This window comes from Enterobacter cloacae complex sp. CDL013, assembly GCF_049238805.1.
Lineage (GTDB): Bacteria > Pseudomonadota > Gammaproteobacteria > Enterobacterales > Enterobacteriaceae > Enterobacter > Enterobacter hormaechei_C.
Genome location: NZ_JBMKGT010000005.1, coordinates 115230 through 129433 on the forward strand (window position 1 = coordinate 115230; position 14204 = coordinate 129433).

The window sequence follows — 14204 nt, forward strand, 5'->3', positions numbered from 1 at the left end:
CCGCTGATTATGACTCTGGCGGCACCGACATCTCACGATATTTCACCAGCACCGCATTACTCACGTCACTTTTATTCTGAAGATCCCACAAGCCGCGATCGATACCGTCATTAATGAGGAAAATCACGCCGGTTTCGATGGCCGACATCAGACACAGCATGACCGGCTCGTTAGAGGTATAGCCAATTTCACCCTCCAGCAGACGCTGGTAATCGATAAAGCGGAATACCCCGGCCTGCACTTCATAAGAGAGAATCGTTTTGCTGGTGGTCACCGAGGATAATATCGCACCCGTGCTCACGTTAACCACGCGCAGGTTGACGGCAATCTGGTCCAGCTGATACTGCGTGTCGGCCCCGATGCCAAAGTAACGCGCACCCGCGCCACCCGATTTCACGTTACTTTCGTAGCCGATAATCGAGCCTTCCACCATGATATTGGCTGCGGTGAGAGACTGTAGCGGCATGCGGTTATTGACGCCAACGGTACCATTCTCCTGCGCGGCACGAATGATTTTTCGTTCGTTAAGCAGGTTTTGCAGCCCCTGACGTTCCAGCGGGATAAACCAGCGAGAATCTTTCAGGGCGGTAACCAGCATCGCGGTGGCGCTCTGCGGTACGGCTGTCGAGAAGTTACTGGCCGGATACGGTTTGAACTGACCCGTCTCATCCTGAATGTTATACACCGAGACGAATATCTTTCCGGTTGGGACCGGCAGATGCGTCAGATCCCGATAGCTCTGGGCACGAGGCATCAGGGTGGGTTTAGCGGCTTCTTTTGGCGGGGCAGTTAAACAACCGCTTAATAAGCACACTGCAACTAAAATAAAAAAGCGCTGCATAATAATTGTCCTTATTTCGGGGTTGTTTAGAAATCAGTTGAACTGGTCTGCAAACCGGAAACCTGGATTGTCGACGTTTTACCGGTTTTTCGGTCTGTCACATTTAACTGAAGCTGCCCGTCTTTATTGGCAATATCGACGATAAAGTCGTTAGTGACCATCCGGCCGGGTTTTCCGGTATTAATGTTAGTTAATAAGCCACCTAATATTTGCGACTGGATGGCCTGAGTAAAATTATCCAGGGCTGACGGGGTCTCGATACCGAAATCATCGTCATAGCTGGGGTCTTTATAGGAGTTTTGAGCCTGAGCCTGGTTAAGCATAAAGGCTCCGTTATTCGGGTTGCCGCCAAAATTAGGGTTGCGGAACTGGAATGTCATATTTCCGGCCCAGCTCAACGGCGCAATGAGCATTAACGAAATCACTGTGTGTGCGAGACGCATTACAGCCTCCGAAATTGGTATCGTTGTTAGAACTCATCTTTTGCTAAATCGCCTGTGCTCAAAAGGGCTTTGTCTAACTGTAGGCGGTTAATAGCTTCTTCTGTTTGTGCCAGCGCGAAAGCGACGTTCTGATCGAAGTCTCTTTTCGTTGGGAATAAAAAAGTCTGGTAAATAACGTCCTGATTAGCGGTTATTGTGATCCAGCTTCCCCACCGCGCACTGGGCCGTTCGTTGATGGTTAAGTTACCCGGATAATCGCTTTCCCACTTATCGCTGAAGGCACGATAAAAATCGTGTCCGACAGAGGTGACGGTGTGGTCGGTTAACAGTCCGGGAACTTCTACCTCAACAGCCTGAAGGTTTCCGGCAGCAAGCATAATGCCTGCGGCGGCAATCCAACTTAAGGTGCGTTTCATGCTATTAACGCCTGAGGTTATCGTTTGCCCACGACACCGCCTGCGTGCGATTTTTAACAGCTATCTTTTTGAAAAGATTATAAAGATGCGTCTTAACCGTATTTTCGCTGATAAATAACGAACGGGCGATTTCAATATTTGAAGCACCAATACGCAGTTTGTTCAGGATCTCTTTCTCACGGTGCGTCAGAAGGGCCGATTCCGAACTGTTATAGCGATAATTTCCGGAGTGGGTAATGAGGTAGCTGGCCAGTTTCTGCGAGAAATAACACTCCCCCCGCAATATGCCCTGCAAACCCTCCACGACACGGTTTTCTTCTTCAGTGACGTAAAACACGCCGTTAATATGCGGCCAGCTCTCAATTTCGGGGAAAGGATACTCATCAGGCGTATTTAATAACAATACGCGGATATTATTGTTTTTCCTGCTTAAATTATCTTGCCAGTAATGAATGAGTTTTTTATCCGCTTCCATCATATCGAGAAGAATGATGCTGCCAGAAGCGATATCATCAAAAGAACGTTGAATATTATGCAGTTTCCCGTTAAGAGACAGGCATTGCTTTAAATGCTGCAATAACGCTGTCGCTTGTAAGGAAGGTTTTGTGATCAACAATAATGTATGACCGGGTAAGCTATGGACTTCATTAAACATGATGAAACCCCACGTTATTTATGACACCCGGCAGTTGCCCTCGTATTATTGAAAAGGGCACCAGAGGTACTGACAGGTGTGGCACTGCTGTGTGTAGTTAAAAAACCTTCCTCCAAAGGAGGCGGTAAAATTAAAAACAAATAACGTACTGCTGTTTTCAATCTAGCTATTGCAAACTTTAAAGCAAGTGTTAATCGTGTAACAGAATGTAAAATTCGATATTAATTTGTGTATATTGCAGGGCTAATAGATTTTAAGATAAGGGGAAAGTTGTACATGTGTATAAACGTGCACAGATTTGAAAAACCATAAAGTATATTATAATGGGTTGAATTATTTGGCTTTGTATTATTCTAAGCCAGCCGATAAAAAGTATGATCTCTGCTAAAAACATAAGACTTCCCTAAGCCAGAATTTTTTCTTAAGAAAACTTGCTTCGTGTCACGCGCGTGGCAAAGGGCATTGTCTTTTTTGTCTGAAGAAGCCGGTGCAGGTTGGACAGTCTGTCTCGCTGTTGTACAAGCGCAGGAAGACATTTTTGGTTTCTGCTTTAGGCGTGTATCCCGTCGTTTCAGGCGAGATTTACGACTTTGAGGTGAAGGAGAATATAAAAATAAGGCGCACGGGTGAGATATTAAACATGTTTCGGCAGACATACTCTTTTCCGTAACGCGGCGTTAACAAAACGAATCGCGTTAACGGAGCAAGAGATACTTTTTTATAGCCAGGTCCAGGGTGACAGCATGAAAAACAAAACGTTGTTTATGATGTTTACATTACTGGGTGCGCCTGGGTTTGTAATCGCAGGTGATTCAGATTTAGCCAGTTCTGAATATAATTTTGCGATAAATGAATTAAGTAAAGCTTCATACAATCAGGCAGCCATTATTGGTCAACAGGGTTCAGGAAATAATTCTGATGTACGCCAGGGCGGTTCTAAATTGCTGTCCGTTATTTCTCAGGAGGGCGGGAATAACCGCGCGAATGTTGATCAGTCAGGGACGTATAACCTTGCTTATATCGATCAGACCGGCAACGGCAACGATGCGAGTATTAAGCAGGGCGCTTTTGGCAACACCGCCATGATTATCCAGAAAGGCTCGGGTAACAGGGCGAATATAACGCAGTATGGTACGCAGAAAACAGCAGTTGTAGTACAGAGACAGTCGCAAATGGCTATTCGCGTTATTCAACGTTAGCGATGTGTGACGCCTTAATCAATCCGATGGGGGTTTACCATGAAACTTTTCAAAGTGGCAGTTATTGCAGCAATCGTAGTTTCTGGCAGTGCTTTCGCAGGTGCGGTACCACAATTTGGCGGCGGCCACGGTGGTGGCTGGGGTGGCGGCAATAACGGCCCTGACTCAACCCTGAGCATTTACCAGTACGGCGGCGGTAACTCCGCGCTTGCTTTGCAGACGGACGCCCGAGATTCTGAATTGACCATTACCCAGCATGGTGGTGGTAACGGCGCAGATGTTGGCCAGGGCTCTGATGACAGTTCTATCGATCTGCTGCAAAAAGGCTTTGGTAACAGCGCCACCATCGACCAGTGGAATAGCAAAGACTCTGTTATCAACGTGAAACAGTTCGGCGGCGGCAACGGCGCGGCGGTAGACCAGACAGCGTCCGGCTCAACGGTGACTGTGCACCAGGTTGGCTTTGGCAACAACGCGACCGCACACCAGTACTGATTCATTTCTGTACCAAAAAACAGGGCATGCGCCCTGTTTTTTTTCGGGAGGATCTCATGAGCACCTTCATTCTCCTTGCCGCGCTTGCCAGCCAGATAACGTTCAGCACCTCACAGCAGGCAAATATGACAACCATTATTCCTCAGGTCACGCTGGCAGACGCTTGCGAATGTCAGGTTGAGGTGTTATCTGTCCGACAGGGGCAGGGGGGACAAAGTACATCGCGGCAGAAAAATACTCTTTTTATACCCGCTAATCAGCCGATTGATTTAACGCGAATCAGTTTAAATATTCGCTCAGGGGATGCGGTAAAAATAATCGTCACCGTTTCCGATGGAAAATCGCTTCATTTATCACAGCAGTGGAACGCACCGGTAAGTGCGCTTTAATAATTCATGAAATCAATGATTTAATAAAGTGGCGGCGCTGCACAGGTAAGCTATGCTGATATCAAGAACCCAGTCATCGGGTTGCTTAAATTGATACTTCATAACGGAGCGTTTTTACCCCTCAAGGACGAATTTCATTGAGGAGTACAAATAATGTTCAAATCCGCAGCGTGTATTATTTCTGGTCTGGGACTGATCCTGTCCTCTTTTTTTTCTCCGGCTTATTCAGCAACTATAGAAAATGGTGGGGTGATTCATTTTCGTGGCGCGGTGGTCGCTGACCCGTGCGAAGTCACGCCCCGGCATCAGCAGTTTGCGATCTCCTGTCCGGAAAATAACCGTATGAAAACGCATACCATCAGTTATGACGAGGCGCTCCGGGGCCATCATCCTCATTCAGCTCTGGCCGCTGTCAGCATGAAATACCTGAATGAACAGAAAACGCTTGCGGTCGTTCAGGTGGATTACCGCTAACCGACGTTTTTTTCGCGGCAGTTTTTCTCCTTCTCCCTCTGCGATACACTGGTGAAAAAGGCGGGTTGCAGAGGGTGTTTATGAGACCGCAAATCGACGTTATTCATGGCGATATCACGACGGTGCGCGTTGACGTGATCGTCAACGCAGCCAATTCCTCCCTGATGGGTGGTGGCGGGGTGGACGGTGCCATTCACCGGGCCGCAGGCCCTCAACTCCTTGAAGCATGCAAAACCGTGCGTCAGCAGCAGGGAGAGTGCCCGCCGGGGCATGCTGTTATTACGCTTGCGGGCGATCTCCCGGCCAAAGCGGTGATCCATACCGTTGGACCCGTCTGGCACGGTGGCGACCGCCATGAGGCTGAGATTCTGGAGCAGGCGTATCGTAACTGCCTGCGGCTTGCGGCGGATAACGGGTATAAGACCATGGCGTTCCCCGCCATTAGCACCGGGGTGTTCGGCTATCCAAAGGAAGCGGCAGCTACGATCGCCGTGAATACCGTTTATCACTACCTTTCCCTCAAACCCATGCCGGAAAAAGTCATTTTTGTCTGTTTCGATGAGCACACCGCCGACCTGTATCAGCGGATTTTGACCGCGCGCAGCCAGGCATTTTGATGTCTGAAGTGCAAAAACGGCGCCCTGGAGGCGCCGTTTTGTTATCCCGCTTTAACCTGAGGTTTGCCTGAGAACAGGAAACGCAAAAGCGGGATCCGCAGGTGGATTTCATACAACACGATGGCAATGCCAACCACAAAGACCAGGCCGGTGAAGAAGCCCAGCGCATTCGAGGCGATATGCGGCGTAATGTACGCCCCGAAAAACAGCGTCAGCGGATGGTGAACCAGGTAGATAAACAGCGAAGCATTAACGAAATAGGTGACGCGACTGGATTTAAAATTCAGCAGACGATGGCCAAGGGCGAACACCACGTTCACCATCCACAGGCCCATCAGCATCGTTATAACGCTCTCTGTTTCATACATCCACGCGTCCCCGCTGCCATAGCGCTGATTGAGAAGATAGGCGGCAAAGGCCAGCGCAGCACCCACCGCACACCAGGGGGAGGGGGTGGTAAACAGCGCTTTAAGCCGGGGATGAATAAATGCCAGCGCCCCAATCAGGAAGAAGGGAATGTAGAACAGGGTCTGCATCACCACGAAATTAAACAGCCCATCGCTCAGAATGGGAGGGTAGACAATGAGCAGGGTACGCCTGATGGCGGCATACGCGACCCCCAGCGCAAGAAACAGCAGCGACAGCTTGCCCAGGGTGATGTTGGCGAAGAAGGTCGAGGATGTGGTGCTCGCGCGCTGACGCAGCTGGCTGAAGATCAGCAAACTCACCGTGGTTAGCACCACCAGTACCAGCAGGAACCAGAGGTGGGAAATAAGCTCCCAGACCAGGGTGTTGTATTTCTCATAGAAGGAGAGATTCGGCCAGTTTTCCGCCTTGCCTTTAACATGCTGCAACATGATGAACTGCGGCAGCGTCAGCAGCGGAATGGCCGTCAACATCGGTATGCCCACGCGCTCCACGCGCACTTTCCACCATCGCTTGAGGGGATAGCGCAAGAAGAGCATGTAAGAGAAATAACCGGAAATAACAAAAAACACCTGCATGCGGAAGGCATGGATAAAATCATTAAACAGCGTCAGCCACCAGGAGGGCATCTGGCTGTTCACGTGCCAGGTGTGGCTGGAATAGATCAGTGAAATATGAAAAGGGATCCCCAATAGCATGAGCCATGCGCGGATCGAGTCGAGGAAATATTCACGTTGTACAGGGGTTGTGCTCATATAACTTTGCGCATTCTCAGACTTTTCGCCTTATCCCTAAGGCTCATAATGGTTACATTCGGAGCCAACCCTACACCAAGACCGACACCCTGTCTCCAGGATAAGCACGCAAAGTGAAAAGCGGGTTCTTTCATTTGCTTAATCCATGAGCCAGCGAGCTGAACAAAGCAGTGATAATGTTGTCGGATTGCCTGAGTTTCCATTAAAATGGATCGGATCGATATAAGCACACAAAGGGGGAAGTGCTTACTTATTATGAAACATAAACCACAAATGATGAAAATGCGTTGGTTGGGTGTAGCAGTGCTGTTGTCACTGTATACCTCATCTGCACTGGCCTTTAACATCGATGATGTCGCAAAACAGGCAAAATCGATGGCGGGCAAGAGCTACGAAGCGCCAAAAAGTAACCTGCCCTCCGTTTTCCGCGACATGAAATACGCGGACTATCAGCAGATCCAGTTCAATCACGATAAAGCGTACTGGAACAATATTAAAACCCCGTTCAAGCTTGAATTTTACCACCAGGGTATGTACTTCGACACGCCAGTTGCCATCAATGAAGTGACGGCGACCGCGGTACGCAAAATCAAGTACAGCCCGGATTACTTCAATTTTGGCGATGTGCAACACGATAAAGACACGGTGAAAGACCTCGGCTTCGCAGGCTTCAAGGTGCTTTATCCGATTAACAGCAAAGATAAAAACGATGAAATCGTCAGCATGCTTGGCGCCAGCTACTTCCGCGTGATTGGCGCGGGGCAGGTGTACGGGCTTTCTGCGCGCGGTCTGGCAATTGATACCGCGCTGCCATCAGGTGAAGAATTTCCACGTTTTCGCGAGTTCTGGATCGAACGTCCAAAACCAACCGACAAACGTCTGACAATTTATGCGCTGCTGGACTCCCCTCGTGCGACCGGCGCTTATCGCTTCGTGATCATGCCAGGGCGTGACACGGTGGTTGACGTGCAGTCTAAAGTTTACCTGCGCGATAAAGTGGGCAAACTGGGCGTCGCACCGCTGACCAGTATGTTCCTGTTTGGGCCGAACCAGCCATCTCCGGCGACCAATTTCCGTCCTGAACTGCATGATTCCAATGGCCTCTCCATCCATGCCGGTAACGGCGAGTGGATCTGGCGTCCGCTGAACAACCCGAAACACCTCGCGGTCAGCAGCTTTGCGATGGAAAACCCGCAGGGCTTTGGTCTGCTGCAACGTGGCCGTCAGTTCTCCCGCTTTGAAGATCTGGATGACCGCTACGATCTGCGCCCAAGCGCCTGGGTTACGCCGAAAGGCGACTGGGGTAAAGGTAAGGTTGAGCTGGTTGAAATTCCAACCAACGATGAAACCAACGATAACATCGTGGCGTACTGGACACCGGATCAGCTGCCTGAAGCCGGTAAAGAGATGAACTTCAAGTATGCGATTACCTTCAGCCGTGACGAAGACAAGTTGCACGCACCGGATAACGCGTATGTGATGCAGACGCGTCGTTCAACGGGTGATGTGAAGCAGTCCAACCTGATTCGTCAGCCGGATGGCACGCTGGCATTTATCGTGGACTTCGCCGGGCAGGATATGAAAAAACTGGCGCCGGATACTGCCGTGACGGCACAGGCCAGCATTGGCGATAACGGTGAAATCGTTGAAAACGCCGTGCGGTACAACCCGGTCACCAAAGGGTGGCGTTTGACCCTGCGCGTGAAGGTGAAGGATCCGAAACAGACCACTGAAATGCGCGCCGCGCTGGTCAGTAACGATAAGCCGCTGAGTGAAACCTGGAGCTATCAGCTACCTGCCAATGAATAATACATCTGAATATATTGATGCCATGCCGCTGACGGACATTGAAAAAGCGGCGCTCCCTGCGAGCGACATCCGCGCGGTTCACACCGCGCTGGATGGTGAACATCGTCATTTTTCCCGTGATGATGATACGCCGCTGGGGTCAGTGAAGGCACGTCTGGAGCAGGCATGGCCGGACTCGCTGGCAGAAGGGCAGTTAATCAAGGATGACGAAGGGCGTGACCAGTTACAGGCGATGCCGAAGGCCACGCGTTCCTCCATGTTCCCCGATCCGTGGCGCACCAACCCGGTGGGCCGCTTCTGGGATCGTCTGCGTGGGCGTGACGTGACACCGCGCTATCTGTCACGTCTGACCAAAGAACAGCAGGCCTCCGAGCAGAAATGGCGTACCGTAGGAACGATTCGTCGTTACATTCTGCTGCTGCTGACGCTGGCGCAGACGGTTGTCGCCACCTGGTACATGAAAACCATTCTGCCGTACCAGGGCTGGGCGTTGATTAACCCTGCTGACATGATTGGCCAGGATATCTGGGTCTCCTTCATGCAGCTGCTGCCGTATATTTTACAGAGCGGCATTCTTCTGCTGTTCGCCGTGCTGTTCTGTTGGGTCTCCGCCGGGTTCTGGACGGCGCTGATGGGCTTCCTGCAACTGCTGATGGGGCGTGACAAATACAGCATTTCCGCGTCGACGGTCGGGGATGAACCCCTCAATCCTGAGCACCGTACCGCGCTGATCATGCCTATCTGTAACGAAGACGTTGACCGCGTATTCGCCGGGCTGCGTGCCACCTGGGAGTCCGTGAAGGCGACCGGTAACGCGGCGCATTTCGACGTCTATATCCTGAGCGACAGCTACAACCCGGATATTTGCGTGGCAGAGCAAAAAGCCTGGATGGAGCTGATTGCCGAGGTGCAGGGGGAAGGGCAGATCTTCTACCGCCGTCGTCGTCGTCGTGTTAAGCGTAAGAGCGGGAACATTGATGACTTCTGTCGTCGCTGGGGTAACCAATACAGCTACATGGTGGTACTGGATGCGGACTCCGTGATGAGCGGCGACTGCCTGAGCGGGCTGGTCCGTCTGATGGAAGCCAACCCGAACGCGGGTATTATTCAGTCCTCGCCAAAAGCGTCAGGTATGGACACGCTGTATGCGCGCTGCCAGCAGTTTGCGACCCGCGTCTACGGGCCGCTGTTTACTGCCGGTCTGCACTTCTGGCAGCTGGGTGAATCTCACTACTGGGGCCACAACGCCATTATCCGCGTGAAGCCATTCATCGAGCACTGTGCCCTGGCGCCGCTGCCGGGTGAAGGGTCGTTTGCCGGGTCCATTCTGTCGCATGACTTTGTGGAAGCTGCTCTGATGCGTCGTGCAGGGTGGGGCGTCTGGATTGCCTACGATCTGCCTGGCTCGTATGAAGAGCTGCCGCCGAACCTGCTGGATGAGCTCAAACGCGACCGCCGCTGGTGTCACGGTAACCTGATGAACTTCCGCCTGTTCCTGGTGAAAGGGATGCACCCTGTTCACCGTGCGGTGTTCCTGACGGGCGTTATGTCCTATCTGTCTGCGCCGCTGTGGTTTATGTTCCTGGCACTCTCGACCGCGTTGCAGGTTGTGCATGCTCTGACGGAGCCGCAATACTTCCTGCAACCGCGCCAGCTGTTCCCGGTGTGGCCGCAGTGGCGTCCGGAGCTGGCGATTGCGCTGTTCGCGTCGACCATGGTGCTGCTGTTCCTGCCTAAGCTGCTCAGTATCATTCTGATCTGGTGCAAAGGTTCGAAGGAGTACGGTGGTTTCTGCCGCGTGACCCTTTCACTGTTGCTGGAAGTGCTGTTCTCGGTCCTGCTGGCGCCGGTGCGTATGCTGTTCCATACGGTGTTTGTGGTGAGCGCGTTCCTGGGATGGGAAGTGGTGTGGAATTCACCGCAGCGTGACGATGACTCTACGCCGTGGAGTGAGGCCTTTATGCGCCACGGCTCTCAGCTGCTGCTGGGCCTGGTGTGGGCCGTTGGTATGGCCTGGCTGGATCTGCGTTTCCTGTTCTGGCTGGCGCCAATCGTCTTCTCGCTGATCCTGTCGCCGTTTGTGTCGGTGATCTCCAGCCGTTCCACGGTGGGCCTGCGTACCAAACGCTGGAAGCTGTTCCTGATCCCGGAAGAGTATTCTCCGCCGCAGGTGCTGGTGGATACCGATACCTATCTGGAGCAGAACCGCAAACGCACGCTGGATGATGGCTTTATGCACGCCGTGTTTAACCCGTCATTCAACGCGCTGGCAACCGCGATGGCGACGGCGCGTCACCGCGCCAGCCAGGTGCTGGAGATCGCCCGCGATCGCCACGTTGAGCAGGCGCTGAACGAGACGCCAGAAAAGCTTAACCGCGACCGTCGTCTGGTGCTGTTGAGCGATCCGGTGACGATGGCACGGCTTCACTACCGCGTGTGGTCCGCGCCGGAGAAATACTCTTCGTGGGTGAACTACTATAAGGACGTTAAGCTGAATCCGCTGGCACTGAAGGCGAAGTAAGTTGTTAAGTAGGGCGGGTAAGCGAAGCGCCACCCGCCAAATGAAATACCGGCTTAATCGCCGGTATTTTTTTAGAGGTCAGACATGAAAGTAATCATTGTCGTCATGATGGCATGCCTGCTCAGCGGCTGCGGCAGCATTATCAGCCGCACCATCCCCGGGCAGGGCCACGGGAATCAATACTACCCCGGCGTACAGTGGGACGTTCGCGATTCCGCATGGCGCTATCTCACCGTGATCGATCTGCCGTTTTCGCTGATTTTCGACACGCTGCTGCTGCCCATCGATGCCAGCCACGGCCCTTACGAGTAACGGGAGCTCATCGCTCGTCCCATTCGTCCGCTGCGGCCTGACCCTCTTCGCTATCCAGCGGCGGTTCGAGCTGAAACTCGCCTTCGTCCCATTCGTGCAGCGTATTTTCTTCCAGCCACTCCTGACGTAACTCAATTTCGTCATAGTCGCCGTCGAATACCGCCTGTGCACCTTCACCACTCAGTATCGGCAGACATTCACCATCTTCACCTTCATCAGCAAAGAATTCGGCCTGCCACATAATATCGCCGTCCTGTAGGACGTATTTTTGGATATTGAGTTGTTGCACGTCAGCATCTTCTTCCTCAATGCCGGGATTATCGGCGAGGAACTCTTCGCGAGCGGCATCAATTGCTTCTTCCAGCGTGGCGTACATGGTCATTGGTGTCTCCCTGTTTTTCGTGAAGGTATTCAGGGAAAGAATAGCTGATTATGTGATTTTGCAAGTATGAATGCGAAAATTAGCCGTCACGATGTTGTCTTATTCGCCCCGGGCGTAGCGCCCGGGATAAGCTGAGCCACGAATAAACGGCGTTGAACAGCACGACGCCTGCCGTCACGATAAAGACCGCCCGGAAACCGAAACTGGCTGAAATCCCCGCACCGACCAGCGGCCCGGTGACGTTACCCAGATCGCGAAACGACTGGTTATAGCTGAAAATACGACCGGCTATCTGGTTGGTGGAATTATAGACCAGCAGCGTCTGCACGGCCGGGAGCAGTGCGCCATCGGCAGCCCCCAGCAGGAAGCGCAGGACGCCGAGCTGCCAGGGAGACTGCACCATCGCCATGGGGATCAGCAGCAGGACGGAGACGATCAGGGCGCAGATCAGGATCTTTTCCGGGCCGATACGGTCTCCCAGCTTGCCGAGCCGCGGCGCGCTCAGTAGCGCCGCCACGCCGGGAACAGAGGCGATCAGGCCGCTGATAAAGGCGATATTGCTGACGTTTCCCGCCAGATCGCGGACATAGAGCGTCAGAATAGGCGCGATTGAACCGGTGGCCACCTGGATAATCATGGTGGTCACAAACAGACTCAGCACCAGCTTTGGGTTTTTCAGCGAGGCCAGCACATCCCGGGCGTGCAGCATCTCTTTTTTGGCTACCGGCGTGAAATTCTCCCGGATACAGATAAGCGTCACCAGGAAGCAGAGGAACAGCACGCTGGCGGTAATGAAGAATACCGGCCGCAGTCCGTAGTGGTCGGCCAGCAGCCCGCCCGCCAGCGGGCCCAGCAGTGCGCCACTTACGCCGCCAGTGGAGAGCGTGCCCAACGCCCAGCCGCTTTTCTGGCGCGGGATTTGGGTGGCGATCAGGGCGTTGGCGTTAGGGATAAATCCCCCGAGCAGACCCAGGAGTGCGCGTAATATCAGGAACTGCCAGACGTTCTGCGCCATCCCCATCAGCAGCATAATGATCGCCATGCCGAGCGCGGAGCGCAGCAGCATAATTTTGCGGCCTTTGCGATCCGCCAGCCCACCCCAGAAAGGCGACGCAATGGCGGAGAACAGGAACGTAATGCTGAACACCAGGCCGGACCACATATTCAGGGCGCTATGTCCGGTGACGCCGAGCTGCTCAACGTAGAGGGGCAGGAAAGGCATCACCAGGCTAAAGGCGGCGCCAGTAAGAAAACAACCCAGCCACGCAACCGTCAGGTTACGTTTCCAGTTTATGGGAGCATCTGTGGGGGACATAACTATCCGCATAATGAGGTGCAGGGCACCGTGACCAGTGAGGTAATAAGCCTGCTAATTATGCGCCCGGGGTATGATTGCCGCAATGACGGGGAGCTTTTAAAGCTAAAACAACATGCGGCCCGGATGGCCGCATGCAGGTTAATAACGTGAAGGGACGCCCTGAGGCCGGGTTTTAAAGCGGCGATGCAGCCACATGTACTGCTCCGGGGCGAGCATAATGCATTTCTCGACAACGCCGTTCATCCAGCGGGCGGTGGTTTCCGCATCAATCAGCGGTGGCGCGAGCTCCGGCTCCAGCATGATGAGCTGATAGCCTGAACCGTCTGGTTTACGGCGCGGTACAAACGGCACGATAGCCGCTTTGGACATTCGCGCCAGCATCCAGGTCCCGGTGGTCGTCGCTGCATCTTCCACCGCAAAGAACGGAACAAACACGCTGGATTGCGGGCCATAGTCATGATCCGGGGCGTACCAGACCACCTCACCTGATTTCAGGGCGCGGATCATCCCTTTCAGGTCTTTTCGGTCGATCATGCTTTTATTGGAGCGCATGCGTCCGTTGGTCTGGATCAAATCGATCACCGGATTATCGTTAGGACGATAAACGCCAATACCGGGCGCCTGCATGCCGAACATGCGTGCGCCAATTTCGAGCGTCAGAAAATGAACGCCAATCAGCAGGACGCCAGTCTGGTTGGCCTGAAGAGTATGCACTGGCTCCATGCCGGTCCCAGCCACTTCCGTCCAGCGCGCCATGCGTTTATCCGACCAGAACCAGGCCATACCGGTCTCCATCAGCCCCATGCCGACAGATTCGAAGTTTTTAACCACCATGTCGTGGCGCTCAGATTCACTCATCTGAGGAAAGCAAAGCTCAAGGTTGCGATACGCGATCCTGGCGCGACGCTTCATAAACTGCTGAGCAATGCGACCCAGCCCTTTACCCATGCGGAAAATGACGGGATAAGGCAGCTGTACAATTAGCCACAACAAGCCAATGCCTGACCATGTTAACCAATAGCGGGGATGCAAAAGCGCGGCAGTAAATTTCGGTAACTGGGTCATGTCTGTCCTGTGTTCTAACGTCCTGAAAGGCTATTGTCTCATTTTTTTAGGCATAGCCAAAATGTCTGTCATCGAAACATGAAAGAA

At 52.9% G+C, this 14204-nt stretch carries 16 protein-coding genes; 8 read left to right on the forward strand and 8 right to left on the reverse strand.

All coding sequences use genetic code 11. The annotated features are described in order from the left end of the window. Positions 1 to 7 precede the first annotated feature (7 nt). Genes csgG through csgD form a run of 4 tightly spaced genes read right to left on the reverse strand, consistent with a single transcriptional unit; the run spans position 8 to position 2355 of the window. On the reverse strand, positions 8 to 841 hold the full coding sequence (gene csgG / locus ACOTXD_RS11150) for a curli production assembly/transport protein CsgG (RefSeq protein ID WP_061856368.1): 834 nt from the start codon (positions 839 to 841) through the stop codon (positions 8 to 10). A gap of 26 nt (positions 842 to 867) precedes the next feature. Then, complete coding sequence (csgF, locus tag ACOTXD_RS11155) at positions 868 to 1284, reverse strand: curli production assembly/transport protein CsgF (protein ID WP_003858054.1); 417 nt, start codon at positions 1282 to 1284, stop codon at positions 868 to 870. 26 nt (positions 1285 to 1310) lie between these two features. Next, complete coding sequence (csgE, locus tag ACOTXD_RS11160; protein WP_003858052.1) at positions 1311 to 1700, reverse strand: curli production assembly/transport protein CsgE; 390 nt, start codon at positions 1698 to 1700, stop codon at positions 1311 to 1313. Between the two features lie 4 nt (positions 1701 to 1704). Next, the gene (gene csgD, locus ACOTXD_RS11165; protein WP_061856369.1) at positions 1705 to 2355 is read right to left on the reverse strand and encodes a biofilm master transcriptional regulator CsgD; all 651 of its coding nucleotides are present in this window, start codon (positions 2353 to 2355) and stop codon (positions 1705 to 1707) included. 743 nt (positions 2356 to 3098) lie between these two features. Between csgD and csgB the strand changes: the two genes are divergently transcribed. The 5 genes from csgB (at position 3099) to ymdB (ending at position 5529) form a co-directional block, all read left to right on the forward strand. Further along, entirely contained in the window at positions 3099 to 3554 is a 456-nt protein-coding gene (gene csgB / locus ACOTXD_RS11170) for a curli minor subunit CsgB (RefSeq protein WP_023315797.1), read from the forward strand. A gap of 39 nt (positions 3555 to 3593) precedes the next feature. After that, entirely contained in the window at positions 3594 to 4049 is a 456-nt protein-coding gene (gene csgA / locus ACOTXD_RS11175; RefSeq protein WP_003858043.1) for a curli major subunit CsgA, read from the forward strand. A gap of 56 nt (positions 4050 to 4105) precedes the next feature. Then, on the forward strand, positions 4106 to 4438 hold the full coding sequence (gene csgC / locus ACOTXD_RS11180; protein ID WP_003858040.1) for a curli assembly chaperone CsgC: 333 nt from the start codon (positions 4106 to 4108) through the stop codon (positions 4436 to 4438). A gap of 153 nt (positions 4439 to 4591) precedes the next feature. After that, the gene (locus ACOTXD_RS11185; RefSeq protein WP_003858038.1) at positions 4592 to 4912 is read left to right on the forward strand and encodes a type 1 fimbrial protein; all 321 of its coding nucleotides are present in this window, start codon (positions 4592 to 4594) and stop codon (positions 4910 to 4912) included. Between the two features lie 80 nt (positions 4913 to 4992). After that, positions 4993 to 5529 (forward strand): O-acetyl-ADP-ribose deacetylase, encoded by a 537-nt coding sequence (gene ymdB, locus ACOTXD_RS11190; protein WP_023324442.1) that lies wholly within the window; start codon positions 4993 to 4995, stop codon positions 5527 to 5529. Between the two features lie 41 nt (positions 5530 to 5570). Here the strand turns inward: ymdB and mdoC are convergent, their stop codons facing one another. Next, entirely contained in the window at positions 5571 to 6710 is a 1140-nt protein-coding gene (gene mdoC, locus ACOTXD_RS11195) for a glucans biosynthesis protein MdoC (RefSeq protein WP_023315799.1), read from the reverse strand. Between the two features lie 255 nt (positions 6711 to 6965). On the opposite strand from mdoC, the gene mdoG reads away from it, so the two are divergent. The 3 genes from mdoG to ACOTXD_RS11210 all read left to right on the forward strand — a co-directional run bounded on the left by mdoG (position 6966) and on the right by ACOTXD_RS11210 (position 11352). Further along, positions 6966 to 8519, forward strand: a complete 1554-nt coding sequence (gene mdoG, locus ACOTXD_RS11200; RefSeq protein ID WP_032608994.1) for a glucans biosynthesis protein MdoG — start codon at positions 6966 to 6968, stop codon at positions 8517 to 8519. Then, positions 8512 to 11040 (forward strand): glucans biosynthesis glucosyltransferase MdoH, encoded by a 2529-nt coding sequence (gene mdoH / locus ACOTXD_RS11205; RefSeq protein ID WP_061856370.1) that lies wholly within the window; start codon positions 8512 to 8514, stop codon positions 11038 to 11040. The genes mdoG and mdoH overlap by 8 nt, the downstream gene beginning before the upstream one ends. A gap of 84 nt (positions 11041 to 11124) precedes the next feature. Then, complete coding sequence (locus tag ACOTXD_RS11210) at positions 11125 to 11352, forward strand: YceK/YidQ family lipoprotein (protein WP_032658011.1); 228 nt, start codon at positions 11125 to 11127, stop codon at positions 11350 to 11352. Between the two features lie 7 nt (positions 11353 to 11359). On the opposite strand, the gene ACOTXD_RS11215 is transcribed toward ACOTXD_RS11210, so the two are convergent. The 3 genes from ACOTXD_RS11215 to ACOTXD_RS11225 all read right to left on the reverse strand — a co-directional run bounded on the left by ACOTXD_RS11215 (position 11360) and on the right by ACOTXD_RS11225 (position 14117). Then, the gene (locus tag ACOTXD_RS11215; RefSeq protein ID WP_061856371.1) at positions 11360 to 11734 is read right to left on the reverse strand and encodes a MysB family protein; all 375 of its coding nucleotides are present in this window, start codon (positions 11732 to 11734) and stop codon (positions 11360 to 11362) included. A gap of 79 nt (positions 11735 to 11813) precedes the next feature. Continuing rightward, complete coding sequence (mdtG, locus tag ACOTXD_RS11220; protein ID WP_003858021.1) at positions 11814 to 13049, reverse strand: multidrug efflux MFS transporter MdtG; 1236 nt, start codon at positions 13047 to 13049, stop codon at positions 11814 to 11816. A gap of 141 nt (positions 13050 to 13190) precedes the next feature. Continuing rightward, on the reverse strand, positions 13191 to 14117 hold the full coding sequence (locus tag ACOTXD_RS11225; RefSeq protein WP_003858019.1) for a Kdo(2)-lipid IV(A) acyltransferase: 927 nt from the start codon (positions 14115 to 14117) through the stop codon (positions 13191 to 13193). Between the last annotated feature and the right edge of the window lie 87 nt (positions 14118 to 14204).

Excerpts from the sequence above, each read along its gene's own strand:
- mdoC (WP_023315799.1), bottom strand. The coding sequence starts at position 6,710 with ATGAGCACAACCCCTGTACAACGTGAATATTTCCTCGACTCGATCCGC.
- mdtG (WP_003858021.1), bottom strand. The coding sequence starts at position 13,049 with ATGTCCCCCACAGATGCTCCCATAAACTGGAAACGTAACCTGACGGTT.
- ACOTXD_RS11210 (WP_032658011.1), top strand. The coding sequence starts at position 11,125 with ATGAAAGTAATCATTGTCGTCATGATGGCATGCCTGCTCAGCGGCTGC.
- csgD (WP_061856369.1), bottom strand. The coding sequence starts at position 2,355 with ATGTTTAATGAAGTCCATAGCTTACCCGGTCATACATTATTGTTGATC.
- csgB (WP_023315797.1), top strand. The coding sequence starts at position 3,099 with ATGAAAAACAAAACGTTGTTTATGATGTTTACATTACTGGGTGCGCCT.
- ACOTXD_RS11185 (WP_003858038.1), top strand. The coding sequence starts at position 4,592 with ATGTTCAAATCCGCAGCGTGTATTATTTCTGGTCTGGGACTGATCCTG.
- ACOTXD_RS11225 (WP_003858019.1), bottom strand. The coding sequence starts at position 14,117 with ATGACCCAGTTACCGAAATTTACTGCCGCGCTTTTGCATCCCCGCTAT.
- csgE (WP_003858052.1), bottom strand. The coding sequence starts at position 1,700 with ATGAAACGCACCTTAAGTTGGATTGCCGCCGCAGGCATTATGCTTGCT.
- ACOTXD_RS11215 (WP_061856371.1), bottom strand. The coding sequence starts at position 11,734 with ATGACCATGTACGCCACGCTGGAAGAAGCAATTGATGCCGCTCGCGAA.
- ymdB (WP_023324442.1), top strand. The coding sequence starts at position 4,993 with ATGAGACCGCAAATCGACGTTATTCATGGCGATATCACGACGGTGCGC.
- csgA (WP_003858043.1), top strand. The coding sequence starts at position 3,594 with ATGAAACTTTTCAAAGTGGCAGTTATTGCAGCAATCGTAGTTTCTGGC.
- csgF (WP_003858054.1), bottom strand. The coding sequence starts at position 1,284 with ATGCGTCTCGCACACACAGTGATTTCGTTAATGCTCATTGCGCCGTTG.
- csgG (WP_061856368.1), bottom strand. The coding sequence starts at position 841 with ATGCAGCGCTTTTTTATTTTAGTTGCAGTGTGCTTATTAAGCGGTTGT.
- mdoG (WP_032608994.1), top strand. The coding sequence starts at position 6,966 with ATGAAACATAAACCACAAATGATGAAAATGCGTTGGTTGGGTGTAGCA.
- mdoH (WP_061856370.1), top strand. The coding sequence starts at position 8,512 with ATGAATAATACATCTGAATATATTGATGCCATGCCGCTGACGGACATT.
- csgC (WP_003858040.1), top strand. The coding sequence starts at position 4,106 with ATGAGCACCTTCATTCTCCTTGCCGCGCTTGCCAGCCAGATAACGTTC.